This window comes from Streptomyces sp. NPDC006925 (assembly GCF_042869575.1).
Lineage (GTDB): Bacteria > Actinomycetota > Actinomycetes > Streptomycetales > Streptomycetaceae > Streptomyces.
In genome coordinates this window covers 108,056-130,512 of record NZ_JBIAGB010000017.1, presented here as the reverse complement: position 1 = coordinate 130,512, position 22,457 = coordinate 108,056, and the positions used below count along the sequence as shown (strand labels likewise).

The following is a 22,457-nucleotide window of genomic DNA, read 5'->3' as shown; positions in this document are numbered from 1 at the left end:
GCGAGCTCAGCCCCCGCCGGCCGTCCCGCGGGCGAGCACCCGCAGAGTCTCCATGTCCAGTACCAGCAGCCGCAGATAGCCGGTGCGCAGCACACCGCGGCGCCGTAGCCCGGCGATCGCCCGCTGCACGCTGGGCAGCGACGAACCCGTCAGCGCGGCCAGGTCGCCCTGGCCGAGCGGCATGTCCAGTACGACGCCCTCGCCGGTGTGCTGCCCGTGCGTGAGCGCGAGTTGCTCCAGGACGCCGCAGACGCGTGCCAGCACCGGCGCGGCACCGGTGTCCACCCGGTGCCGGGTGGCCATCCGCAGCTTCCGGGTGACCGAGCGCTGTACGGCGTCCGCGGCCTGCGGGTGGTTCCGCAGGAACCGCAGGAACACCGGTCCCGCCCACGACACTCCCCGAACCGCACCGGCCGCTGTCACGGTGGCGCTGCGCGGGCCCCCGTCCAGCGCGGCGAGTTCGCCGACCAGGTCGCCACGCGTGCGGAGGGCGAGCAGCGTCGTCCTGCCGTCGGCCGTGTCGCCGAGAATCCGCACATAGCCGTCCACCAGCAGATGCACCTCGGTCGTGAGGTCGCCCTGCTGGATCAGTGTGGTGCGGGGAGGGAACCGCTGCTCCCTGCCCAGCGCGAGCAGCGGTTCCCGCAGCTCGCCGGGCAGTTCGGCCATCAGGCTCAGCCGGGGCCAGGGCGGCTCGGACCGGTCGGAGCGGGTGCGCCCGGCGGTGTTGGGCCCGGGGCCGGGAGGTTCCGCCCTCCCGGCAGGAGAACGGCGCGTCATGGCACAGGAGTCTAGAGCGCCTCGTGCCGTGTTGCGGGGGGTTCCGCCGAGGTGCGTTCCCCGGCTCGCTGCTCACCGCCGTACCCGCCCGGCTCGCGAACGGGCCCTGGACTGGGTGGAGTCCAGCAGCTCCGCCAGGCTGCGGCGGCCCCGGGCGAGATGTGCCCGGACGGCGTCCGGGGTGGAGCCGCGGCGCTCGGCGATCTCCAGGTAGGAGAGCCCGTAGTGGTCGCGGAGCAGCACGATCTCCCGGACATGGGGCGGCAGCTGCTCCATGGCCCAGGCCAGCGCGACCCGGTTGGCGAGCATGTCGTCCCCGCTCACGGCCACGGGAGTGAGGACCGCCTGCTCCGTCGGGGCGGGTCGGCGCCCTCGGCGGCGCACCTCGTCCAGTGAGGCGTTGATGGCGATGCGGGAGAGCCAGGTGCCCACGGTCGCCCGGCCCTGGAAGCTGCCGAGCCCCCGCCATGCGGCGATCAGGGTGTTCTGCAGTGCATCGTGGGCGTCGTGCTCGTCGTGGGTGATGCTTCGGCAGATCGCCAGTAAACGCGGCTGGTGGCGGGAGACCAACACGGAGAAGGCACCCGTCTCCCCCTCGCGGAATCTGCGCGCGAGTTCGGCGTCCTCCGGCTCCTCCGCATGGACTCTGCCCGCGTTCTTCGGCATGGGGGTCTCCTTCGGGAACGAGCGGCTGGGGAGCGGCAGCACTCAGCGTAAAAAGGCTATGGGTGGCTCATCGCATCATGTGAGGCATTCGCCCATTCCTCTGATGCGTACCGTCGACATCTCACGTAGAGCAGGAGGTGGACATGCCGGACGGCTCATCGGGCTTCCCGCCCCGCACCCCTCCCACGGCTGACGCCACCGGCCGTGGCCCCACGCCGGACGGGGACCCCGTGCCGACTCCGGACTCCCGCACGCCCGCGGATCCCGCGTCGGCCCGCGGCGGGGGAGTCACCGGGACGGCCCCGGTTCCCTCAGCGGCCCCGGGACGGCCCTCGCCCGGTTCGGGACCGGGTGGGACGCCGGACGCGCTGGAGGCCGCGTGGCGGATCCACGCGGCGGTGGGGGAGTGGACCAGCCGCGCCGATGTCAAAGCCTCGGTGGTGCTGGCGTTGGAGACCGCGGTGCTGGCGGCGGTGTTCACGCTGCTGGTGGGACCGGACGGCGGAGGACCCGGGTCGCGGATCCTCCTGCTGCGGGTCGCCGCCCTGCTGCTGGGCGCGGGAGCGCTGAGCGCCGTGCTGGTGGTGCTGCCCCGCATGCGTGGATCCCACATGTCCCGGGAGAGCCCCGACAGCTTCGTGTACTTCGGCCACCTGCGTACCTGGAACCCCGTGCGACTCGCCGAAGCCCTGCACGGCGACGTACTGCGGGTCCTCACGCGCGACATCGTCGTCTGCAGCGCCATCGCCTGGCGGAAGCATCGCATGCTGCAGCTCTCGATCGGACTCGCGGCGGCAGGCGGCTCCCTGCTCCTGTGCGCGGAGCTCGCCCCGATCCCGGGGTGACGGCCGGGGAGTGCCATGGGGCCCGCCGCGGGGCCGGAGGAGGCCCGGCCGGTCCCCGTACGCTGGGGCCCCGGCCGCGCCCCGCGTCGTGGCCGATCGGCCGACCGTAGGAGAGTGGCGGTGGACCTGGAAGAACGTACGTTCCGGCGGGGGAAGAACCTGATGGTGACCAAGCAGCAACTCAAGGGCCTGCCCGAGGAGGCCGACCTGCGGCGCGCCGACTCACTGGCGCGGGAGATCTTCTCCGACATCGCCAACAAGTGGGCGCTCCTGATCGTCGAGGCACTCGGCGAGCGCACCCTGCGCTTCAGCGAACTGCGCAAGGAGGTCGAGGGAGTGAGTCAGAAGATGCTCACCCAGAACCTGCGCAGGCTGGAGCGGGACGGCCTGGTCGACCGCACGGTATATCCGACCGTGCCGCCGCGGGTCGAGTACACCCTGACCGAACCGGGCCGGGCCCTGCGCGGCACGGTCGACGCCATGTGCGGCTGGACCCACCGGTACCTGGCGCATATCGAGGAGGCGCGTCGCCGCTTCGACGCCTGAGAGGCCCGGCGGGGCTCGCCCCGCCGGGGCAGGATCTGGGGCGGGAATCCAAGCGGTCAGGAATCGAGAAGCCCCGGCTGCGGGGTTCCTCCTAGCGTGATGCTCATGGCAACCACCGCTTCCACCACAGCCGGCATCTTCCTCACCTCCGTCACCCTCGAGGTGGCCGACCCGGAGTCCGCCCGCCTCTTCTGCACCGCCTTCGGGGTGGAGTCGCGCATCCGTCTGCGGCGCTCCGCGCCGCACTCCACCGGGTTCCGCGGCTTCACCCTGGCGCTCACGGTCTCCCGTCCGGCCACCGTCGACAGCTTCCTCGACGCCGCCGTGGACGCCGGTGCCACCGTGCTCAAGCCCGCGGCGAAGTCGCTGTGGGGCTATGGAGGCGTCGTCCAGGCACCGGACGGGACGATCTGGAAGGTCGCGACCCCCGCGAAGAAGGACACCGGTCCGGCCACCCGCGAGATCGACGAGATGGTCCTCCTCCTGGGCGTCCAGGACGTGAAGGCCACCAAGCAGTTCTACGCCGACCGGGGACTGACCGTGGCCAAGAGCTTCGGCGGCAAGTACGCCGAGTTCGCCTCCGGCGGATCCAGCCCCGTCAAGCTGGCGCTGTACAAGCGCGCCGGCCTGGCCAAGGACCTCGGCGTTCCCGACGACGGCAGCGGATCGCACCGCATCGTCCTCGGCGGCACGGCGGACTCCTTCACCGACCCGGACGGATTCGTGTGGGAGGCCGCCGGGCCGGCCGCCTCCGAGGCGTCCTGACCCGCGGACCGGCCGGCCCCCGATGGACCGCGGCCTGCGTGCCGGCCGGCAGAGACCCGCGGGAATGCGGACGCCGCCGCATGCGGCGGCGACCCTCGGACGCCGCTCCACTCACCGGACGTCGCCGGACGTCGCCGGGAATCGCCGGGAGCCGCCGGGCGGCGGGAGCGCTGCCCCGCGAACCCTGCTCCCCTGCGGGACGCCGGGTCCGCCGGTTCACCTCCGGGCTGCCCTGAGGGCGTATCCGGCCCCCGACCGCGCTGCCTCCCGAGCCGTGTACGCCCCGCCGAGCAGGCTGCCGCGGGCTCGGTGCAGCGTGCCCGACCGGCGGTTCACCAGCGGGGTCAGCAGGTCCTCGTACCGGGCGGCCAGGTGCGCCGGGTCGAACCGGGCCGATGCGGTGAGCGCGGCCCGCCCCATACGTGTGCGCAGACCCTCGTCGTTGATCAGCCGCAACAGGGCACCGGAGATCGCGCCCACATCACCTGTGGGCACCAGGAGCCCGTCCTCGCCGTGCCGGATGATCTCCCCGGGCCCGTGCGGGCAGTCGGTGGCCACGACCGGAAGCCCGCACCGCATCGCCTCGACGATGGTCATCCCGAACGATTCGAGGCTCGAGGTGACGGCGCAGATCGCGCCTTTCACCCACTCGGCCTCGATGGGGTTGGCCGAGCCCATCAGGAAGACGTGGTTGTAGAGGCCGAGTTCGTCGATGAGCCGGCGCAGCTTGTCGTGCTCCCGGCCGTGGCCGTAGATGCGCAGACCCCAGTCGGGGCGTTCCCGGGCGACCTCGGCGAAGGCGCGTATGAGCACGTCGTAGCGCTTGGCCGGGGCCAGCCGCCCCGCGGCCACGACCCACTTGCCGCTGCCGTCCGTCGGACCGATCTGCGGCTCGGGCACGCTGTTGGGGAGCCCTTCGACGCGCACGCCGGGCAGGCACAGCGTGCTGCGGTAGTCGCGTGCGTCGGCTTCGGTCACCGTCGTGACCGCGTCCAGCCGGGGATAGGTGCGGCGCAGCAGGCGCTTGAGCCGCACGGAGTGCGTGGCGAGGGTGAGGTGCTCCTGCCCCAGCCGTACCGGGCCGCGTCGCGTCTGCCGGGCCACGTGCACGTTGAGTCCGGGCCGGGTGCCGATCACGACATCCGCCTCGGTGCTCCTGAGATACGCGCCGATCCGGCGGTCCGTCAGCGCGCTGTGCCGCGAGTACTGGCCGTCGGCCGCAGGAAAGACCTGGGCAGGACGGGCGTGTTCGGGATCGTCGCCCTCATAGGTCGGCCGGTTCCGGCGCATGTCGACCAGGGAACTCAGCCGTACGCGCTCTCCCGGCTCGAAGAACAGTCTGTCCCGGTACCGGAAGACGGACACGACCTCCACGTCGTGCTGCTCGGAGAGCGCGTCCGCCAGGTTGAAGGTGGTGCGGACCGTCCCGCCCATCCCGTACGCGCTGAAGATCAGAAACGAGATGTGCATGGGTCCTCATATCCGGTGCTGTGGGTCGGGACGGCGGGGCGGGAGCCTGCGCCGGGCGGAGCGGGTGGCGATGCGGGAGCGGAACGCATCCGTCCCGCTGCTGCGGTGGTCTGCACATGGAGTTCGATGACGGCTCCGCGCGGAAAGTTCATGGCGAGCGCCGGATTTCTGACCGCTGCGCATGTCCGGCGGGCTCCGGCGTCCGTCCGACGGGCGGAACACAGCGGGCCGGGGCGGGGGCGTACCCCCGCCCCGGCCCGCTCCGGCTGCCGGCCCGGTCAGTCCGTATCGCTGACCGCCGCGCCCGGGCGGTCCCGGGTGGTGTGCACGGTCAGCAGTGTGAGTCCGCTCAGCAGGACGACGCGGGTGGCGGCATCCAGCCCGTTCCACTTCTCCGACTGCCACATGGCGAACCACTCCCCGCCGAGCGCCATGAACCCCGCCCCGAACAGCACGAGGAGCATCAGCAGGCCCGCGGTGGACAGCGAGCGGGCGCGGTGCCGGTCCCGGCGCCGCAGCCACAGCCCGGTCGCCGCGATCAGCACCAGCGCCGCGGCCGACTCCCACACGATGATGGCGACGTAGGCCGCGTCCTGCCACGCGCGGGAAGTGACCGCCCGCCACATCACATCCCCGTCCCGGAACGTGGTGTCCATCGCCAGCACGTGCCGGACGAACTCCCGGTTCGTGCCGAAGTCGGTGATGTTCCCGAACGCGACCAGGGCGATGTACAGGGCCACGACGCCGGTCAGCACGGCGGCCGCCGCCTCGCGTAGGTCAGGGAAGCGGCGGGCCCCGGCTCCCGCCGGGCCGGTGCGCGGGCCGCGGTCATGATCCGATGAGGCATTCATGGTCCGACTATGGGCCGCAGAACCCCGGGTGTTGAAGACCGCATCCCCCGCACGGAACGCCCGCGAGCTGCCCGGACAGGTGCCCCGCAGCGACCGGGCCCGCGGGCGGCGGGCTCCCGGCATGCCGTCGGCCGCCCCCGCCCCACCCGGTCCGCCGGTGCCGACCGGTTGCCGGCCCCGCTGCCCCGTGCACCCGGTCACGCACGCTGTACGCCGCCGAACCAGACGGCCGCTCCGGCACACACCACCGCCGCCACGGCGAACGCCCAGGGGGCCGAACCGGTGCCCGCCGCGAGGGGCGCTCCCATGGCGGCGATGCCGAGGCTCGCACCCGTCTGCCGGGCCGCGTTGAGGATGCCTCCCACGGAACCGCCCGCGCCCGGCGGGGCTGCCCCGGTCACGGCGGCGACCAGCGCGGGCAGCGCGAACGAGACACCGAGACCGGTCAGCAGCAGCCCCGCTGCCAGCCAGCCGTACGGTGCCCGGGCCCACGTGGCCGCTGCGAGCACGGCGCCCCCGGCGGCGAGCAGCACCAGCCCGCCGAGCACCGGCGGCCGCGGACCCCTCCTGGCCACGATCCGGCCGGTCAGCGGCGGGTTCACGGCGAACGGGATCGTCAGCGGCAGAAAGGCGAGCCCCGTCTCCAGCGCCGACATGCCGCGGTCGGTCAGGAGCAGGGGCAGCACGAAGAGGCTCCCGGCCAGGACGAAGTTGACCGCGGCTCCCGCGGCCAGCCCGGCCCGCGCGGCTCCGGCACCCAGCAGCGCCCGGTCCAGCACCGGTGCCGTGCTGCGCCGCTCCAGGCGTGCGAAGGCCGCGCCGGTGACCGCGGCGCCGCCCAGCGCCGCGAGGGTGTGCGGCCAGGCTGCCGCACCGGCGGCGATGAGCCCGTCCGTGACCAGTGCCAGACAGGCGCACGCCGCCGACTGGGCCGGCCAGTCCACCTTCCGGTCCCCCCGCGGGCAGCGCAGGCTCCGGGTGGCCGTCAGCACCAGCACCGCCGCGCCGAGCGGGACGTTGATCAGGAAGACGGCCCGCCAACCGGCGGCGCCGACCAGCGCGCCGCCCGCCAGCGGCCCGGTGGCCACCGCGGCGCCGCTGATCGCCGCCCAGGTCGCGACGGCCCGCGCGTGCTGACCCCGGTCCGGATAGAGGCGGCCGATCAGCGCCAGCGACGAGGGCACGCAGGCGGCGGCCGCGGCACCCAGCAGCGCGCGCATCCCGATCAGGGCACCGACGGTGGGGGCGAGCGCGCACAGTGCCGACCCCACCGCGAACACGGCCGTACCGGCGCGGAAGACCCGGTGCGCGCCCAGTCGGTCGGCGAGCGCCCCGGCCGACAGCAGCAGCGCCGCGAAGACCACCGTGTAGCTGTTGGCCGCCCATTGGAGACCGGCCACCGACGTGTGCAGAGAGGCCGCCAGGTCCGGCTCGGCGACCGACAGCACGGTGGTGTCGAGCAGGACCATGAAGTAGCCGAGCGAGATCCCCGCCAGTACGGTCCCCCGGCGCCGGACCGAGGAGCCCGGGCGACCGGCCGTGCCCGGGGGCAGAAGGTGTTTGTCGAGCGTCATACCGGGGACTGTGCGCCCACCGCGCTCCGCCCTCCACCGGCGCAGCCGTACACTCCGTTCGGGGAATCCGCACGGCCACGCATCCGTACGGCCACGGAGGAGAGGCGGGGCATGGAACTGCGACAACTCCGCACCTTCGAGGCGGTGGTGAAGCACGGCACGGTCACCGAGGCCGCACACGCCCTCGATCTCGCCCCCTCCTCGGTCTCCGCGCACATCCGGGCGCTGGAGGAGGCGATGGGGGTCGCTCTGTTCGCGCGCACGGCGCACGGCATGCGCACGACGGTCGCGGGCGACCGGTTGGTGGACTGGGCGGCACGGCTGCTGCGCCAGTCCGAGCAGGCGGTCGGCGAGGTGCGGGGCGCGGTCCGGCCGCTGCGGCTCGGTGCACTGGAGACCATCGCGGCCACCTGCGTACCCGCGGTGCTGCGCCGGTTCGCCCGTCGGCGGCCCCGCCTCGGAGTCGAGGTGCGCGTCGCCGCCGGGCGCGGCGTACTCCTCGACGAGGTCGCCGCGGGGAGCCTGACCGCGGCGCTGCTCCTGGACCGGGGCGGGAGCCTGGGCGGGCTGGGTTTCCCCCTTCCGACGGCGCCGCTCTCCAGCCTGGACGTCGGTGCCGTCCCACTGGATCTGGTGGCCGCTCCCGGGCATCCGCTGGCCGGCCGCCCGCTGGAGGCGGCCGAGTTGGCGGGCGAGCAGCTGCTGGTCAACGTGGCGCAGTGCTCCTTCCGCATGGTCGCCGACCATCTCCTGGGCCCCGAGGTCGAGCGGGTGGAAGCCGGTGGCGTGCCGGTGATGCGGGCGTGGGCGGAGCAGGGCCTGGGCATCGCGCTGCTGCCCCGGTTCGCGGTCGAGGACGGGCTGGCGCAGGGCCGCCTGGTCCGGCTCGCGCTGCCCGCGCCCGACCTCGCGCTGCGGCTGGTGTGGAGCACCGCCGACGAAGCGCTGCCCGAGGTGCGCGAACTGCTGTACGCGGCGAGCGGCAGCCGCGGCGCCGCCTGATGACGCCGGACCGGCACGGCGCCGACCGCCCCGGCGCGGGTGAGTGGGGAGCGTTGCGCGGGCAGGCCGGGCCCCGGTGCGGCGGCCGGTCAGCGGCGGATGAATCCGAGATCCGTGGCGGCGGCCACGGCCGCGGTGCGGGAGTCGACGTCGAGCTTGGCATAGATGCGCGCCAGATGGGACTTGACCGTGCCCTCGGTGAGGTGGAGCCGCCGGCCGATGTCCTTGTTGGACAGCCCTTCGGCGACCAGGGTCAGCACCTCGGTCTCCCGCTGGGTCAGGGCGGTCCCCGGGGCGCGCAGCCGCCGCATGATGCGGTCGGCGACCGCGGGGGCGAGGGTGGTACGGCCCGCGGCCGCGGTGCGTACGGCCTCGGCCAGTTCGTCCGGCGGTGCGTCCTTGAGGAGATAGCCGGTGGCGCCCGCCTCGATGGCCGGCAGCGTGTCGGCGTCGGTGCCGTAGGTGGTGACGACCAGGACCCGCGGCGCGCCGGAACGTGCGGTGATGGCGGCAGTGGCCTCCGAGCCGGTCATACCGGCACCGAACTGCAGATCCATCAGCACCACGTCGATCCCGCCCGCGGCGGCGCGGGCGACGGCTTCCTCGGCCGTGGCGGCTTCGGCCACGACGGCGAGGCCCGGTTCGGTCTCCAGGACGGCGCGCAGCCCCGCGCGCACCACGGGGTGGTCGTCGGCCAGCAGCAGCCGGACGGCACCGCCGGTCACCGGCGAGCCTCCTCGTCGGACCGGTGTGCGGCCGGTACCGGAAGCTGGGCCGCCAGCGCGGTGCCGCTGCCCGGTGCCGACTCGACGATGAGGCTGCCGCCCAGCGCGGCCATCCGGGCCCGCATGGCCGGGAGGCCGAAGCCGCCGGTGCCCGGTTCGCAGCCGGGCAGCCCGCCCGGGTCGAAGCCCGTCCCGTCGTCCACGACGTCCACGGCGACCTGCTCCCCGAGGTAGCTGAGCGTGACCTCCGCGCGGGTGGCACCGGCGTGGGACGCCGTGTTCGACAGCGCGGACTGGACGACCCGCAGCAGGGCTGCCTCGTGCGGGGCGGGCAGGTGATCCGGGCTTCCCGTGAGGTGGAAGCCGACGGACAGCGGATGGCGCGCCGAGACGGTCACGCACAGCCGCTCCAGCGCGCCGGCCAGTGTGCCGCCCTCCAGCGCCGGCGGAGTGAGTGCGGCGACGAATCGGCGGGCTTCGGCGAGATTGTCCACGGCGGCCTTCCGGGCCTGGTCGACGTACGCGCCGGCGGCCTGCGGACGGCCGGGCAGCGCCCGCTCGGCCGCGCGCAGCAGCAACTGGATGCTGGAGAGACCCTGGGCGAGCGTGTCGTGAATCTCCCGGGCGAGGCGTTCGCGCTCCTCGAGCACGCCCGCCGCGTGCTGGGCCGTGGCCAGGTCGGCCCGGGTCGCGGTCAGCTCCTCGATCAGCCGGCGGCGCTGCTCGCTCTCCCGGTACAGAGCCTGGTAGCCCCGCACGACGGCCACCGCGACCGCCGCGCCCAGGGCCGGCCCCAGCGCCGTCGCCACGGTGAAGGCACCCTGGTGCGCGGCGAAGCCGCCGATCGCGGCGGCCGTGGTGGCGGCCACCGCGACGAGTCCGCCGCGCCGCGGCAGCAGATGGAGCTGGAGGAAGTACAGCGGGAAGGCCACCCACACCCCGTCCGACGACAGGGACAGCAGCCCCAGCCAGATCACCCCCAGGGCGGCCAGCCATCCGGCGGCGGCTCGCCGGGAGCGCCCGACCGCGGGCAGCAGCGGCCCCGCCGCGTACGCCACGGCGAGCAGCAGGGCGACGGCGACGACGGCCACCGCCTCCGGCCGGTGGCCGGCCACGGCACGGCCGGCGGCCAGGGCCAGGAGCCCGGCGACGAGCAGATGCAGGCACCAGGCCAGGGCCCGCGTGGTGGGAGTCAGCGTATTCACGGCCACTCCAGCGTACGAGCAGTCGCCCCTCCGCGGCCTCTGTCGAAAGGTGGAACCCGGCCGCCGCCTTTCGGCCCGCGCAGTGCCCTCCCGCGAGCGATGCCGCGGGGGCGGGGGAGCGGCGACGCTGGGGGCTCAGCCGTTCCGTCGCATGAAAGCAGGCCGCAGCAGTGTTCGTCGCCTGGAGGGACCTCAAGTTCGCCAAGGGGCGGTTCATCCTCATGGGAACCGTCATCGTGCTTCTCACCCTGCTGGTCGGACTGCTCTCCGGCCTGACCGCGGGCCTCGGCCGGCAGAACACCTCCGCGATCACCGGTCTCCCCGCCGACCGGATCGCCTTCGACGCGCCCGGCCCCGGGGAGGATCCCTCCTACGCCGACTCCACCGTCACCCGCCGCCAGTGGCGCACCTGGGCCGACGCGCCCGGGGTCACCCATGCGGAACCTCTCGGCATCCGCACCACCAGAGCCACCTTCGGGACCCGCAGCGCCGGGGTCTCGGCGTTCGGGGTGCGTCCCGGCTCCCGGCTCGCCCCGGACGGCCACCGGATCGACGGGAACTCCGCGGTGCTCTCGCAGGGCGCCGCCGACGCCCTCGGCGTCCGCGTCGGCGACAGCTTCTCCCTGGCCGGGCAGCAGCTGACCGCGGCCGCCGTCGCCGGTGACGCCTCCTTCAGCCACACCCCGGTGGTCTTCACCAGCCTGCGAGCCTGGCAGCGGACCGCGCTGCCCGCAGCGGCCGGACCCGAGGGCCCCGCGGCGACCGTCGTCGCCCTGCGCACCGCGGCGGGAGCGGACGTCCCCGCCACCGACCGCGCGGCGGGCACCCGGACCCTGGCCAAGGACGACTCGCTGAGCGCGATCGGCTCCTACTCCTCCGAGAACGGCTCCCTGCAGCTGATGCGCGGCTTCCTGTACGCCATCTCAGCCCTGGTCATCGGCGCGTTCTTCACGGTCTGGACCATCCAGCGCAGCGGCGACATCGCCCTCTTCAAGGCGCTGGGCGCCTCCACCGCGCGCCTGCTGCGGGACGCCCTCGGTCAGGCCGTGCTGCTGCTGGCCGGCGGCACCGCGCTGGGCACCGCCCTCGCCGCCGGTGCCGGTGCGGCGCTGTCCGGCTCCGCGGTGCCGTTCCTGCTCACCCCCGCCACCGTCCTGGTCCCCGCCGCCGTCACCGTCCTGCTCGGTGCGCTGGGGGCCGCCCTCTCCGTCCGCCGGATCACCTCCGTGGACCCGCTGATCGCCCTGGGGAGCGCCCGATGAGCCTCGAGTTGACCGACATCACCCTCACCTACCCGGACGGCGACGGCGTGCTGACCGCGCTGGACCGTGTCAGCCTCCGGGTGCCCGCGGGGAGCGTCACCGCCGTCGTCGGCCCCTCCGGCTCCGGCAAGTCGAGTCTGCTCGCCGTGGCCGCCACCCTCATCAGGCCCGACTCCGGCACGGTGACCGTCGACGGCACCGACACCGCCGGCATGAGCCGCCGGGAGCTGACCGCGCTGCGCCGGGAGCGCATCGGCATCGTCTTCCAGCAGCCCAACCTGCCGGCCTCGCTCACCGCCGCCGAGCAGCTCCAGGTCATGGCACAGCTCGGCGGGCGCTCGGCGGCCCGGGCGCGCCCCCGCGCCCTGGAGCTGCTGGCGGCCGTCGGCCTGACCGGGCAGGCCGACCGGCGCCCCCACCAGCTCTCCGGTGGCCAGCGCCAGCGCGTCAACATCGCCCGCGCTCTGATGAACGACCCCACCGTGCTGCTGGTCGACGAACCCACCAGCGCCCTCGACCACGAGCGGGGCGCTGCGGTCGTCGACCTGCTCGTGCGGCTCACCCGCCGACAGGGCGCGGCCACCGTCCTGGTCACCCACGAACGGGCCCACCTGTCCGTCGTCGACCGGCTCGCCGAGGTCCACGACGGACGCCTGGCCGCCGGCCCGGGTCACAGCAGCGCCTCGACGGTGATCGGCAGCTGACGCACGCGGCGCCCGGTCGCGTGGTGGACGGCGTTGGCGATGGCCGCCGCCGCACCGACCTGGCCGATCTCGCCGACGCCCTTGACCCCGAGCGGATTGACGACGGTGTCTTCGACCTCCACCAGCTCGACCTCCACCTCGGGTGCGTCGGCATTGACGGCGACCAGATAGGAACCCAGACTCGCGTGGGTCCAGCGGCCGGTGCCGGGCCGCATTCGGTTGGACTCCAGCAGCGCCTGGCCCAGTCCCCACAGCATGCCGCTCATCAACTGGGCGCGGGCCATACGGGGGTTGAGCACCCGGCCGGGGGCGAAGGCACCCGTCATCCGGCGCACCCGGACCAGGCCCAGCTCCGGGTCGACGGCGACCTCGGCGAACTGGGCGCCGAACGTCATCATCGCGTACGGCGCCTCGCTGTCCGGCTGCCACGACCCCGTGGCCTCCGCGTCCGGCCGGGCGGTGCGCCGCAGCAGCTCGGCGTACGACTCGGCGGCGGTCCCGGCCCGCATGACGCCGTCCCGTACGGCGACCTCGGCCGGGTCCCGGCCGTGCAGCGGGGAACCGCGGTCGGCGACCGCCAGGGCGACGAGCTGCCCCCGTAGGGCGGTTCCGGCGCTGTGCACCGCGGCGCTGATCATGCCGGCGCCCGAGGAGCCGACCGCGGCGGCGATGTCGGGCAGCGCGGTGTCCCCGCCCTCGAATCGGCAGCGGTCCACCGGCATGCCGAGGGCGTCGGCGGCGACCTGCGTCATAGCCGTGACCACGCCCGTGCCGAACTCGGGTGTGGCGGCCTGCACGACAGCGGTGCCGTCGTCGTAGAGGCGGGCGCGAGCCCGCTGCGGGGTGGGTGGCGGGGCGACGGGGTATCCGGCCGTGGCCATCCCGGTGCCGATCAGCCAGTCGCCCTCGCGCCGTACCCCCGGGCGCGGATCGCGGTCCTGCCAGCCGAAGCGCTCCGCGCCCCGCCGGTAGCACTCCCGCAGTCCGCAGCTGGACCAGGGCTGCCCCGTCATCGGGCTGACGTCGGCGTGATTGCGCAGCCGCAGCTCCACGGGGTCCAGGCCCAGTTCGTGGGCGAGCTCGTCCATCGCGCACTCGAGCGCGTACAGCCCGCTGGCCTCGCCCGGCGCCCGCATGAAGGTCGGGGTCATGGTGTTGGCCCGGAAGAGGCGGTAGACGCCGTCGAAGTGGGGGCAGTCGTAGAGCTGCGCGGAGACCCCGATCGAGGGCTCGGCCCAGTCGTCGAAGTGCGAGGTGGGCGAGAGCTTGTGGTGCCGGATCGCGGTCAGCCGCCCCTCCCGGGTCGCCCCGAGGCTGATGAGCTGCTCCTGCTCCTCGCGGTGCCCGACGGAGGTGAACATCTGCTCGCGGGTGAGGGCGAGTCTGACCGGTCGGCCGACGGCCCGGGCCGCCAGCGCGGCCAGCGCAGGATGGGCGTGGATCATTGCCTTGGAGCCGAAGCTGCCGCCCACGTAGTGGCCGATCACGCGGATCCTCGAGCGGGGGATGCCCAGCAGCCGGGCGACGGTGATCTGGGTGGCGTTCACCCCCTGGGTCGAGTCGTGGAGGACGAGTTCGTCCCCCTCCCACCAGGCGGTGGTGCACGCCGGCTCCAGCGGGTTGTGGTGGTTGGCCGCGAACGTGAACGCGGCGTCCACCCGCAGCTCGGCCCCGGCCAGTCCGGCGTCGGCGTCCCCGCGCGAGATCCGCCCGGGCAGCCAGCCGCCGAAGATCCGCTCCGGCACATAGGCATGGTCGCGGCCCTGTTCGAAGGTGGTCGTCGCGGCAGTCTCCTCGTAGGAGATCCGCAGCAGATGCGCCGCGTGCTGCGCCCGCTCCCAGGTGTCGGCGACGACCAGGGCGATCTGCTGGCCCGCGTAGTGGACGGTGGCGTCCTGCATCGGGAAGAACGTCTGCCCGGGGGCTGCGGTGCCGGCCAGGGAGGGGAGGAGAGGAGGCTGTTCGGCGATCCCGGGCAGGTTCTCATGGGTGAGGACGGCCAGCACCCCCTCCTCGGCGCGGGCGGCCTCCGCGTCGACGGCCAGCACTCGGCCCGCGGCGATCCGGGAGCCCACCATGCAGGCGTGGGCCGCACCCGGGGCCGGCACCTCGGTGGAGTAGCGGGCGCTGCCGGTGACCTTGGGCCGGCCGTCCAGGCGTGCCAGGCCCTGCCCGACGGCCGTCGCCGTGCTCGCGGTCGCGGTCATGCGTGGCTCCCGTCCTCGAGGCCGGTGCCCTCGGCGAGCGTACCGAGGGCGCGTACGAGCGTCCGCTGGGCGAGTTCGACCTTGAAGGCGTTCATGGGGGTCGGCCGCGCCTCGGCCAGTTCCACCTGGGCGGCCTGTGCGAAGGCGCGCCGCTCAGCCACCTCGCCGACCAGGAAGTCCTCGACGCGCCTGGCCCGCCACGGTTTGGCGGCCGCGCCCCCGAGCGCCACCCGTACGTCCGCGATCCTGCCGTCCACCACGGAGAGCGCTGCCGCCACCGAGACGAGCGCGAACTCGTACGACGCGCGGTCCCGCACCTTCAGGTACAGCGACCTGCGGGCCACCGGGGTGCGCGGCACCTCGACGGCGGTGATCAGCTCGCCGTGGGCCATCGGGTGCTCGCGGTGCGGGGAGTCGCCGGGCAGCAGGAAGAAGTCGTCCAGCGGGTAGGCCCGTTCACCGTCCGGACCCAGGGTGTGCACCGAGGCGTCGAGGGCGGTCAGGGCGACGGCCGCGTCCGAGGGGTGGGCGGCGATGCAGTGCTCGCTGGTGCCCAGGACTGCGTGGTCGCGGCTGTGGCCGGTCAGCGCCGAGCAGCCGGAATCCGGCTCGCGCTTGTTGCAGGGCGATTGGGGGTCGCGGAAGTAGGAACAGCGGACCCGCTGCAGCAGGTTCCCGCCCAGGGACGCCATGTGGCGCAACTGCGGGGACGCCCCCTTCTCCAGCGCCTCGGAGAGCATCGGGAACCGTTCCCGGACCGCCGGGGCGGCGGCGACGTCGCTCATCCGGGCGGTGGCGCCGATGCGCAGACCCCCTTCCGGAGTGGCCTCGATCCCGGAGAGCGGCAGATCGTTGATGTCGACGAGCCGGCGCGGTTGCAGCACGTACTGCCGCAGCAGATCGATCTCGGTGGTCCCGCCGGCCAGGTAGTCGCAGGTGGGGTCGGCGCTGACGGTGGCGACCGCGGTCTGCGGGTCGGTCGCCCGGGAGTAGGTGATGGGGCGCACGGCGCGGCTCCCTAGGCTCGGTCGCGGACGGCGCGGATCGCCGCCCGGATGTTCGGGTAGGCGGCGCAGCGGCAGAGGTTGCCGCTCATCCCCTCCTTGATCTCCTCGTCGCCGGTCCGGCCCTCCTCGAGGAGCGCCACGGCGGACATGATCTGGCCGGGGGTGCAGTACCCGCACTGGAAGGCGTCCTCGGCGATGAACGCCTGCTGCATCGCGTGCAGCGCGCCGTCCTCGGCCAGTCCCTCGATCGTGGTCACCTCGCGGCCCTCGCAGGCGACGGCGAGGGTCAGGCAGGAGAGCACCCGGCGCCCCTCGACCCACACGGTGCAGGCTCCGCAGGTGCCCTGGTCGCAGCCTTTCTTCGCGCCCGTCAACTGCAGGTGCTCGCGCAGCGCGTCGAGCAGGCTGACCCGCGGTTCGATCTCGACCGCGCGTTCGGTGCCGTTGACCGGAAGCGCGACCCTGACCGGTCCCGGTCCGCGCTCCTCCAGGACGGCCCCGCGCCGGGCGAGGGCCTGATCATCCGCAGACATACCGCGCCTCCACAGCACGCATCGGGAGAGAAAAGAACTATATAAATGGGACGGAAATGTAACATTCATGCATGACTGAGACGGTGTCAGACACCCGCGGGCCTCCGTCGGCACCCTCGATTCCGGCCCCGCCGCGGACGACGTCCCCGGAACCTGCACGGCACGCGGGCACGCTCGTCCGGGCCGGGCCCGGGCCCGGGTCCGAACCGCCCGGCGCGGACGGGCCCGGGGCGGGCACCGGGGCACGACGCGTGGACCGAGACCAGGAGACCCGCCAGGAGAGGCGGCCATGGCTTCCGAGAGAGACCTTCCGACCGAGCCGCTCAGACCGCGCGAAGCGGTGGACCCCGCCATGGCGGTGATCGACACCCACGGCACCGTGACCGGATGGACCCCGGCGGCCGCGGCGCTGCTCGGCCGTCCGGCCGCCGATGTGGTGGGCCGCTCCGCCGCGGCCCTGCTGACCTCCCCCGAGGACGTCTCCCGAGCGGCGGAAGCAGCCGAGCACAGCCGCTCCCGGGGCAGTTGGACCGGCCTGACGACGCTGCTGCACCGCAGTGGCCGCCCGGTGGAAGTGGGGCTGCGGGTCTGCCCGCTGTCCGGCGCGGACGGCCGGAAGTCCTGGCTGGTCGCGGTCGTCGACCTGGGCAGGGCGCCCTCGTGGGTGCTGGGCGGCCCGGTGCTGGAGGCGTTCCTGACCCGCTCACCGCTGAGCATGGCCGTCCTCAGCCCCGATCTGCGATACGTGTGGATCAACGACGAGCTGGAGCGCCTGGGCGGGGTACCGCGGGAGGAGCGCTTGGGCCGCCGCCTGGCCGACACCCTGCCGGGCCTGGACACCCACGCGCTCGAGGCGCAGATGCGGCGGGTGCTGGCGACCGGCGCGCCCGTGATCGACTACGAGTACCGGGGATGGACCCCCGCCGATCCGCACCGGGAGCACGCCTACTCCACGTCCTTCTTCCGGCTCGACGACGCGGACGGTGAAGCGATCGGCCTGTGCTACATGGTCATGGACGTCACCGAGAGGTGGCGGGCGCGCGAGCGCCTCACCCTGATCAACGAGGCAGGCACCCGGATCGGCAGCACGCTCGATGTGGAGCACACGGCACAGGAACTGGCCGACTTCGCCGTTCCGCGCTTCGCGGACTTCGTCACGGTCGACCTGGTGGAATCGGTACTGCGGGGCGAGGAGCCCGCGCCGGACCCGCGCGAGAGCCTGCCCGCATTCCGGCGGGCCGGACTGCGGTCGATCACCGCCGGAACCCCGGAGTCCGTGACCGAGCGCGGCGACCGGACCACCGTGGACCCCGCTTCGCCGTTCGCCCGCGCCTTCCGGTCCGGCGAGGCCCTGATCGACCGGGACCTGGACGGCAACGGCGGCGGCTGGCTGAACCGCGACCCCGAGCGGGTCGAGAAGATCCACCGGTTCGGCATGCACTCGCTGATCGCCGTCCCGGTGCGGGCGCGCGGCACCATCATGGGGGTCGCGACGTTCGTCCGCTCCCGGTACCCGGCCCCCTTCGAGGAGGACGACCTGCTCCTCGCCGAGGACCTGGTCTCCAGGGCCGCGCTGTGCGTGGACAACGCCCGCCGCTACACCCGCGAGCACACCGCGGCCCTCACCCTCCAGCGCAGCCTGCTGCCGCACGCGCTGCGGGGCGGCACCGCCGTCGAGGTGGCCTCCCGCTACCTGCCCTCCGGCGCGCACGACGGAGTGGGCGGCGACTGGTTCGACGTGATCCCCCTGTCGGGTGCCAGGGTGGCCCTCATCGTCGGCGACGTCGTGGGGCACGGCATCAACGCGGCGGCGACCATGGGCCGGCTGCGGACGGCCGTGCACACCCTCGCCGACATGGAACTGCCCCCGGACGAGCTGCTCGCCCGCCTCGACGACCTGGTCATGCGCCTCACGGAGGAGGAGGCCCGCTCGGAGCCGAGCGCGATCACCGTACTGGGCGCCACCTGCCTGTACGCCGTCTACGACCCGGTGACCCGGCGCTGCACGATGGCGCGGGCCGGCCACCCGCCGCCCGCCGTGGTCCGCCCGGACGGCACCGTCTCCTTCGCCGACCTCCCGGCGGGCCCGCCCCTGGGCCTGGGCGGGCTGCCCTTCGAATCGGCCGAGCTGGAACTCCCCGCGGGCAGCCTCGTCGCCCTCTACACCGACGGGCTCGTAGGCGAGTGCGGCCCGGACATCGACGCCGGACTGAGCCGCCTCGAGGAGGTACTGGCGCATCCGGAGCTGCCGCTGGAGAGGCTGAGCTCGGCTGTGATCGACACTCTGCTGTCCACACCGCCGTCCGACGACGCGGCCCTGCTCCTCGCCCGCACCCATGCGCTGACCGCCGACCATGTCGTCTCCTGGGAGCTGCCCTCCGAACCCGCCGTCGTCGCACAGGCCCGCTCCCTGGTCGCCGACCGGCTCCGGGACTGGGGCCTGGAAGGGCTGGTCCTGACCACGGAGCTGATGGCCAGTGAACTGGTGACCAACGCCATCCGGCACGGTGCCGGACCGATCCGGTTGCGGTTGATCCGGCACACCGTCCTCGTCTGCGAGGTCACCGACAGCAGCAGCACCTCCCCCCGGCTGCGCCACCCCCGGACCACCGACGAGGGCGGGCGCGGTCTCTTCCTCGTCGCCCAGCTCAGCCGCCGGTGGGGTACCCGCTACACCGAGGCAGGCAAGCTCATCTGGGCCGAGCAGGACCTCCCCGCCGCGCCGGAAGCCTCCCCGGACCTCCCGGGGCCTCCGCGCGAGGGCCTGCCGGAAGCGCCCGCCGACCTGCCCCCGGCGCCCCGCGGATGAGGCGACGCGTCCCCCCACTGCCGGGGCCGTGGCCGGCTCAGCCGCCGAAGACCGCGAGCGAGACCCACAGGGCCAGGGTGGCGGCCAGCAGGGCGGACGGCACCGTGAGCAGGCCGAGGCGGGTGAAGACCGACAGCTCGACGCTGTGCTCGTACCGGTGGGCGATCCGCCGCCACAGCAGCGTCGCGAGCGAGCCCGCGTAGGTCAGGTTCGGGCCGATGTTGACACCCAGCAGGACGGCCAGCACCGCACCGGGCCCGGAGGATGCTGCCAGGGGGACGAGGACGAGCGCGGCGGGCAGGTTGTTGATCAGGTTGGCGAGCACCGCCGCGACGGCAGCGGTGCCGAGCAGCGCGGGCAGCGTCGTCCCGGTGGGCAGCACCGTGTCGAGCGCGTCGCCGAGACCGTTGTCGACCACGGCCCGTACGACCACACCCAGCGCGAGCACGAAGGCGAGGAACGGCACGGCTGCCGCGCCTGCGATCTCCGCCGGGGTGGTGCGGCGGCGGGCCAGGGCCCGGACGGCCAGCACGGCCGCGCCGGCCGTCGCGGCCCACACCGGGTCGATGCCGGGCGCGGAGGCCGCGCCGAACCCGGCCAGCGTCGCGGCCACCGTCACCAGTGCGAACAGCGGCAGTTCCGGTGCCTCCGCGCTCTCGGCCGGTCCCGGGGGAGCATCGAGATCCGCGGCGAAGAAGCGGCGGAAGACGGCGTACTCGACGGCGACGGCGGCCAGCCACGGCAGCAGCATCAGCAGGGCGAAGCGGGTGAAGCCCAGGCCCGTCGCGGTGAACGCGAGCAGGTTCGTCAGGTTGGACACCGGCAGCAGCAGCGAGGCGGTGTTGGACAGATGGGCGCTCGCGTACAGGTGCGGTCGCGGCCGGGCCCCCATACGGGCCGCGGTGGCGAACACCACCGGCGTCAGCAGCACCACGGTGGCATCCAGGCTGAGAGCGGCGGTCACCACCGAGGCGAGCGCGAAGACCGCCCCCAGCAGCCGGCGCGGCCCTCCCCGTGCCCAGCGGGCCATCCAGGTGCCGCAGGCGTGGAAGAGCCCCTCGTCGTCGCAGAGTTTCGCGAGGACGAGCACCGCGGCCAGGAAGCCGATCACCGGTCCGAGCCGGGCGGCTTCCTCGCCCACGTCCGCGAGCGGAATCGCGCCGACGGCGATCACCAGCACGGCCGCGGGCGCCGCGAACGTCACCTCCGACCGGCCATGGGGCCGGCCGACGGCGCACACCAGGACCACGGCCAGGGCGGCGACGGACAGCAACTCGAGCAGCATGGTCCCGATCATCCTCGCCGCCCCCGGTCCGGGTCCGGGCACCCCGCGGGTAGCGTGACCCGCCGCCGAAGGGCGACCGGAGCGTGCGGCGACACCCTCCGCGGCCGGACGGACGGGCTGCCCCTGCGGGGCGGTGCCGCCTGCGGGCCGTTCCCCGCCGCTGGACGGGGGCACCGGCACCGCTCGGACGGTGGAGCGAATTCCGTACCCGCCGGCCCTGCTGACCGGGTGATCCGGCGAAGCGCCGCGTTTGCCGAGCTCAAAAAGGGCCACCCAGTCAAATGACATGACTTCGGCACGGCACGGCGCACGGAACCGCTCGGGCACCGCCACGGCCCGGCTGCGGCACGGCAGGGGACCGCGGGCCGCCGGGCGGCGCGGCCCGGCGGAGCACCGGCACCATCGGCACCCGGCGGCGGGCGAGGCGCCGCGCGGGTGCCGGATTCCTCCCGGAGCGGTGCCGCACCGGCCGAAGCGCATCCTCCTGCTTCACCGGTGGAGACGGAGACCTGCCGGGCCCTCGGATCGGCCCGGCAGCCGGTCCGACGCGAGCGGGGTGCCGGGGGGCGGCAACACCGTCCACCGGCGCGCCGCTGCCGGGGCCGGTGCCCTCGCTGCGTTCCAGTGGTGAAACCAGCGCCCGCGCGACCGCGGGCGCCCGCGACGAGAAGGAGTCAGAAGCGATGGCGGAAGCGGACCGCATGCCGACGACGACGGATGCCGGCATCCCCGTCGAAAGCGACGAGCATTCCCTCACCGTCGGGCCCGGGGGGCCGGTCCTGCTCCAGGACGCCTACCTGATCGAGCAGATGGCGCAGTTCAACCGGGAACGGATCCCCGAGCGCCAGCCGCACGCCAAGGGCAGCGGCGCGTTCGGGCACTTCGAGGTGACCGGCGACGTCACCGCCTACACCAAGGCGGCCCTCTTCCAGCCCGGTGCCCGCACCGAGCTGGTGACGCGGTTCTCGACCGTGGCCGGCGAGCGGGGCAGCCCCGACACCTGGCGGGATCCGAGGGGCTTCGCGGTGAAGTTCTACACCAGCGAAGGCAACTACGACATGGTCGGCAACAACACGCCGGTCTTCTTCGTCAAGGACCCGATGAAGTTCCAGCACTTCATCCGGTCGCAGAAGCGCCGCGCCGACAACAATCTGCGCGACCACGACATGCAATGGGACTTCTGGACTCTCTCTCCCGAGTCCGCCCACCAGGTCACCTGGCTGATGGGCGACCGCGGGATCCCCCGCAGCTGGCGCCACATGAACGGCTACACCTCGCACACCTACATGTGGATCAACGCCTCGGGGGAGCGCTTCTGGGTCAAGTACCAGTTCAAGACCGACCAGGGCATCGAGTTCTTCACTCAGCACGAGGGAGACCAGATGGCCGCGGCCGACACCGACTACCACACCCGCGACCTGTTCGAACACATCCGCGACGGGCAGTACCCGAGCTGGACCATGTACGTGCAGGTGATGCCCTATCAGGAGGCAGCGGACTACCGGTTCAACCCCTTCGACCTGACCAAGGTGTGGCCGCACGGCGACTACCCGCTGATCGAGGTCGGCAGGATGACGCTGGACCGCAACCCGACCGACAACCACGCCCAGATCGAACAGGCCGCCTTCCAGCCCAACAACCTGGTGCCCGGCATCGGACCGAGCCCGGACCGCATGCTGCTGGCCCGGCTGTTCTCCTACGCGGACGCGCACCGCCACCGCATCGGCGGCAACTACCAGCAGCTCCCCGTCAACGCCCCGGTCGTTCCCGCGCACACCTACTCCAAGGACGGGGCGATGGCCTACCGGCTGACCACCGACCCGGTGTACGCACCCAACTCCAAGGGCGGGCCGGCGGCCGACACCGACCGGTACGGCACACCGCCCAGCTGGTACGCGGACGGTGAGATCACCCGGGCGGCGTACGTCTCGCATCCCGAGGACGACGACTGGGGCCAGGCAGGCACCCTGGTGCGCGAGGTGATGGACGACGCCGCCCGGGACCGCCTGGTGGACAACGTGGTGGGGCACCTGCTCAACGGCGTCACCGACCCCGTGCTGCAGCGGGCGTTCCAGTACTGGCGCAACATCGACGCCGGGGTCGGCGCCCGCATCGAGGAGGGGGTGCACGCCAAGCGGCACGAGAAGGACCCGAAGGCCGCGCAGCAGGGCAACCCCGCCCGGGAGAGCATGCAGGTCAAGGCGTGACGCCGCGCTGAGAG

At 73.9% G+C, this 22,457-nt stretch carries 19 protein-coding genes; 8 read left to right on the top strand and 11 right to left on the bottom strand.

Annotation, left to right across the window (positions count from 1 at the left end; genetic code table 11):
• Positions 1–6 precede the first annotated feature (6 nt).
• Positions 7–780: a Crp/Fnr family transcriptional regulator gene (locus tag ACFYNS_RS22365; RefSeq protein ID WP_360299364.1), complete on the bottom strand. Its 774-nt coding sequence runs from the start codon at positions 778–780 to the stop codon at positions 7–9.
• Positions 781–852: 72 nt separating this feature from the next.
• Positions 853–1,446 (bottom strand): RNA polymerase sigma factor, encoded by a 594-nt coding sequence (locus ACFYNS_RS22360; RefSeq protein ID WP_360299367.1) that lies wholly within the window; start codon positions 1,444–1,446, stop codon positions 853–855.
• 143 nt (positions 1,447–1,589) lie between these two features.
• Here ACFYNS_RS22360 and ACFYNS_RS22355 point away from each other — a divergent pair, with 143 nt between their 5' ends.
• The 3 genes from ACFYNS_RS22355 (at position 1,590) to ACFYNS_RS22345 (ending at position 3,602) form a co-directional block, all read left to right on the top strand.
• Entirely contained in the window at positions 1,590–2,291 is a 702-nt protein-coding gene (locus ACFYNS_RS22355; protein WP_360299369.1) for a Pycsar system effector family protein, read from the top strand.
• A gap of 162 nt (positions 2,292–2,453) precedes the next feature.
• Positions 2,454–2,837: a helix-turn-helix domain-containing protein gene (locus tag ACFYNS_RS22350; RefSeq protein WP_360299383.1), complete on the top strand. Its 384-nt coding sequence runs from the start codon at positions 2,454–2,456 to the stop codon at positions 2,835–2,837.
• Between the two features lie 99 nt (positions 2,838–2,936).
• Positions 2,937–3,602, top strand: coding sequence for a glyoxalase (locus tag ACFYNS_RS22345; RefSeq protein ID WP_388604709.1), 666 nt, complete (start codon positions 2,937–2,939; stop codon positions 3,600–3,602).
• Between the two features lie 216 nt (positions 3,603–3,818).
• On the opposite strand, the gene ACFYNS_RS22340 is transcribed toward ACFYNS_RS22345, so the two are convergent.
• From ACFYNS_RS22340 to ACFYNS_RS22330, 3 genes are all read right to left on the bottom strand, one after another.
• Positions 3,819–5,072: a glycosyltransferase family 4 protein gene (locus ACFYNS_RS22340; protein ID WP_360299374.1), complete on the bottom strand. Its 1,254-nt coding sequence runs from the start codon at positions 5,070–5,072 to the stop codon at positions 3,819–3,821.
• Positions 5,073–5,350: 278 nt separating this feature from the next.
• Entirely contained in the window at positions 5,351–5,923 is a 573-nt protein-coding gene (locus tag ACFYNS_RS22335) for a DUF2165 domain-containing protein (RefSeq protein WP_388604707.1), read from the bottom strand.
• 197 nt (positions 5,924–6,120) lie between these two features.
• Positions 6,121–7,497 (bottom strand): MFS transporter, encoded by a 1,377-nt coding sequence (locus ACFYNS_RS22330; RefSeq protein ID WP_388604705.1) that lies wholly within the window; start codon positions 7,495–7,497, stop codon positions 6,121–6,123.
• A 111-nt stretch (positions 7,498–7,608) separates the two neighbouring features.
• Between ACFYNS_RS22330 and ACFYNS_RS22325 the strand changes: the two genes are divergently transcribed.
• Positions 7,609–8,499: a LysR family transcriptional regulator gene (locus ACFYNS_RS22325; protein WP_360303585.1), complete on the top strand. Its 891-nt coding sequence runs from the start codon at positions 7,609–7,611 to the stop codon at positions 8,497–8,499.
• A gap of 89 nt (positions 8,500–8,588) precedes the next feature.
• Here the strand turns inward: ACFYNS_RS22325 and ACFYNS_RS22320 are convergent, their stop codons facing one another.
• Both ACFYNS_RS22320 and ACFYNS_RS22315 read right to left on the bottom strand, forming a co-directional pair.
• Positions 8,589–9,224, bottom strand: a complete 636-nt coding sequence (locus ACFYNS_RS22320) for a response regulator transcription factor (protein ID WP_360303587.1) — start codon at positions 9,222–9,224, stop codon at positions 8,589–8,591.
• Positions 9,221–10,429: a sensor histidine kinase gene (locus tag ACFYNS_RS22315; RefSeq protein ID WP_388604702.1), complete on the bottom strand. Its 1,209-nt coding sequence runs from the start codon at positions 10,427–10,429 to the stop codon at positions 9,221–9,223. The genes ACFYNS_RS22320 and ACFYNS_RS22315 overlap by 4 nt, the downstream gene beginning before the upstream one ends.
• 170 nt (positions 10,430–10,599) lie before the next feature.
• Between ACFYNS_RS22315 and ACFYNS_RS22310 the strand changes: the two genes are divergently transcribed.
• Both ACFYNS_RS22310 and ACFYNS_RS22305 read left to right on the top strand, forming a co-directional pair.
• A complete protein-coding gene (locus ACFYNS_RS22310; RefSeq protein ID WP_360302163.1) occupies positions 10,600–11,691 on the top strand; it encodes an ABC transporter permease in 1,092 nt (363 codons plus the stop codon).
• Complete coding sequence (locus tag ACFYNS_RS22305) at positions 11,688–12,395, top strand: ABC transporter ATP-binding protein (RefSeq protein ID WP_360302160.1); 708 nt, start codon at positions 11,688–11,690, stop codon at positions 12,393–12,395. Before ACFYNS_RS22310 ends, ACFYNS_RS22305 begins: the two co-directional genes overlap by 4 nt.
• On the opposite strand, the gene ACFYNS_RS22300 is transcribed toward ACFYNS_RS22305, so the two are convergent.
• From ACFYNS_RS22300 to ACFYNS_RS22290, 3 genes are read right to left on the bottom strand one after another with little or no spacing between them, the layout of a single operon-like run.
• Complete coding sequence (locus ACFYNS_RS22300; protein ID WP_388604699.1) at positions 12,362–14,602, bottom strand: xanthine dehydrogenase family protein molybdopterin-binding subunit; 2,241 nt, start codon at positions 14,600–14,602, stop codon at positions 12,362–12,364. The two genes, ACFYNS_RS22305 and ACFYNS_RS22300, sit on opposite strands and share 34 nt — an antisense overlap.
• Positions 14,599–15,609, bottom strand: coding sequence for an FAD binding domain-containing protein (locus tag ACFYNS_RS22295; protein WP_388604697.1), 1,011 nt, complete (start codon positions 15,607–15,609; stop codon positions 14,599–14,601). Before ACFYNS_RS22295 ends, ACFYNS_RS22300 begins: the two co-directional genes overlap by 4 nt.
• Before the next feature lie 11 nt (positions 15,610–15,620).
• On the bottom strand, positions 15,621–16,142 hold the full coding sequence (locus ACFYNS_RS22290; RefSeq protein ID WP_388604695.1) for a (2Fe-2S)-binding protein: 522 nt from the start codon (positions 16,140–16,142) through the stop codon (positions 15,621–15,623).
• A gap of 289 nt (positions 16,143–16,431) precedes the next feature.
• Between ACFYNS_RS22290 and ACFYNS_RS22285 the strand changes: the two genes are divergently transcribed.
• Positions 16,432–18,951 (top strand): SpoIIE family protein phosphatase, encoded by a 2,520-nt coding sequence (locus ACFYNS_RS22285; RefSeq protein ID WP_388604693.1) that lies wholly within the window; start codon positions 16,432–16,434, stop codon positions 18,949–18,951.
• A gap of 37 nt (positions 18,952–18,988) precedes the next feature.
• On the opposite strand, the gene ACFYNS_RS22280 is transcribed toward ACFYNS_RS22285, so the two are convergent.
• Positions 18,989–20,236, bottom strand: coding sequence for an SLC13 family permease (locus ACFYNS_RS22280; RefSeq protein WP_388604691.1), 1,248 nt, complete (start codon positions 20,234–20,236; stop codon positions 18,989–18,991).
• Positions 20,237–20,919: 683 nt separating this feature from the next.
• On the opposite strand from ACFYNS_RS22280, the gene ACFYNS_RS22275 reads away from it, so the two are divergent.
• Positions 20,920–22,443, top strand: coding sequence for a catalase (locus ACFYNS_RS22275; RefSeq protein ID WP_360291684.1), 1,524 nt, complete (start codon positions 20,920–20,922; stop codon positions 22,441–22,443).
• Positions 22,444–22,457: the final 14 nt, after the last annotated feature.

Excerpts from the sequence above, each read along its gene's own strand:
- ACFYNS_RS22275 (WP_360291684.1), top strand. The coding sequence starts at position 20,920 with ATGGCGGAAGCGGACCGCATGCCGACGACGACGGATGCCGGCATCCCC.
- ACFYNS_RS22325 (WP_360303585.1), top strand. The coding sequence starts at position 7,609 with ATGGAACTGCGACAACTCCGCACCTTCGAGGCGGTGGTGAAGCACGGC.
- ACFYNS_RS22350 (WP_360299383.1), top strand. The coding sequence starts at position 2,454 with ATGGTGACCAAGCAGCAACTCAAGGGCCTGCCCGAGGAGGCCGACCTG.
- ACFYNS_RS22365 (WP_360299364.1), bottom strand. The coding sequence starts at position 780 with ATGACGCGCCGTTCTCCTGCCGGGAGGGCGGAACCTCCCGGCCCCGGG.
- ACFYNS_RS22280 (WP_388604691.1), bottom strand. The coding sequence starts at position 20,236 with ATGCTGCTCGAGTTGCTGTCCGTCGCCGCCCTGGCCGTGGTCCTGGTG.
- ACFYNS_RS22305 (WP_360302160.1), top strand. The coding sequence starts at position 11,688 with ATGAGCCTCGAGTTGACCGACATCACCCTCACCTACCCGGACGGCGAC.
- ACFYNS_RS22360 (WP_360299367.1), bottom strand. The coding sequence starts at position 1,446 with ATGCCGAAGAACGCGGGCAGAGTCCATGCGGAGGAGCCGGAGGACGCC.
- ACFYNS_RS22345 (WP_388604709.1), top strand. The coding sequence starts at position 2,937 with ATGCTCATGGCAACCACCGCTTCCACCACAGCCGGCATCTTCCTCACC.
- ACFYNS_RS22340 (WP_360299374.1), bottom strand. The coding sequence starts at position 5,072 with ATGCACATCTCGTTTCTGATCTTCAGCGCGTACGGGATGGGCGGGACG.
- ACFYNS_RS22355 (WP_360299369.1), top strand. The coding sequence starts at position 1,590 with ATGCCGGACGGCTCATCGGGCTTCCCGCCCCGCACCCCTCCCACGGCT.
- ACFYNS_RS22300 (WP_388604699.1), bottom strand. The coding sequence starts at position 14,602 with ATGACCGCGACCGCGAGCACGGCGACGGCCGTCGGGCAGGGCCTGGCA.
- ACFYNS_RS22285 (WP_388604693.1), top strand. The coding sequence starts at position 16,432 with ATGGCTTCCGAGAGAGACCTTCCGACCGAGCCGCTCAGACCGCGCGAA.
- ACFYNS_RS22290 (WP_388604695.1), bottom strand. The coding sequence starts at position 16,142 with ATGTCTGCGGATGATCAGGCCCTCGCCCGGCGCGGGGCCGTCCTGGAG.
- ACFYNS_RS22335 (WP_388604707.1), bottom strand. The coding sequence starts at position 5,923 with ATGAATGCCTCATCGGATCATGACCGCGGCCCGCGCACCGGCCCGGCG.
- ACFYNS_RS22330 (WP_388604705.1), bottom strand. The coding sequence starts at position 7,497 with ATGACGCTCGACAAACACCTTCTGCCCCCGGGCACGGCCGGTCGCCCG.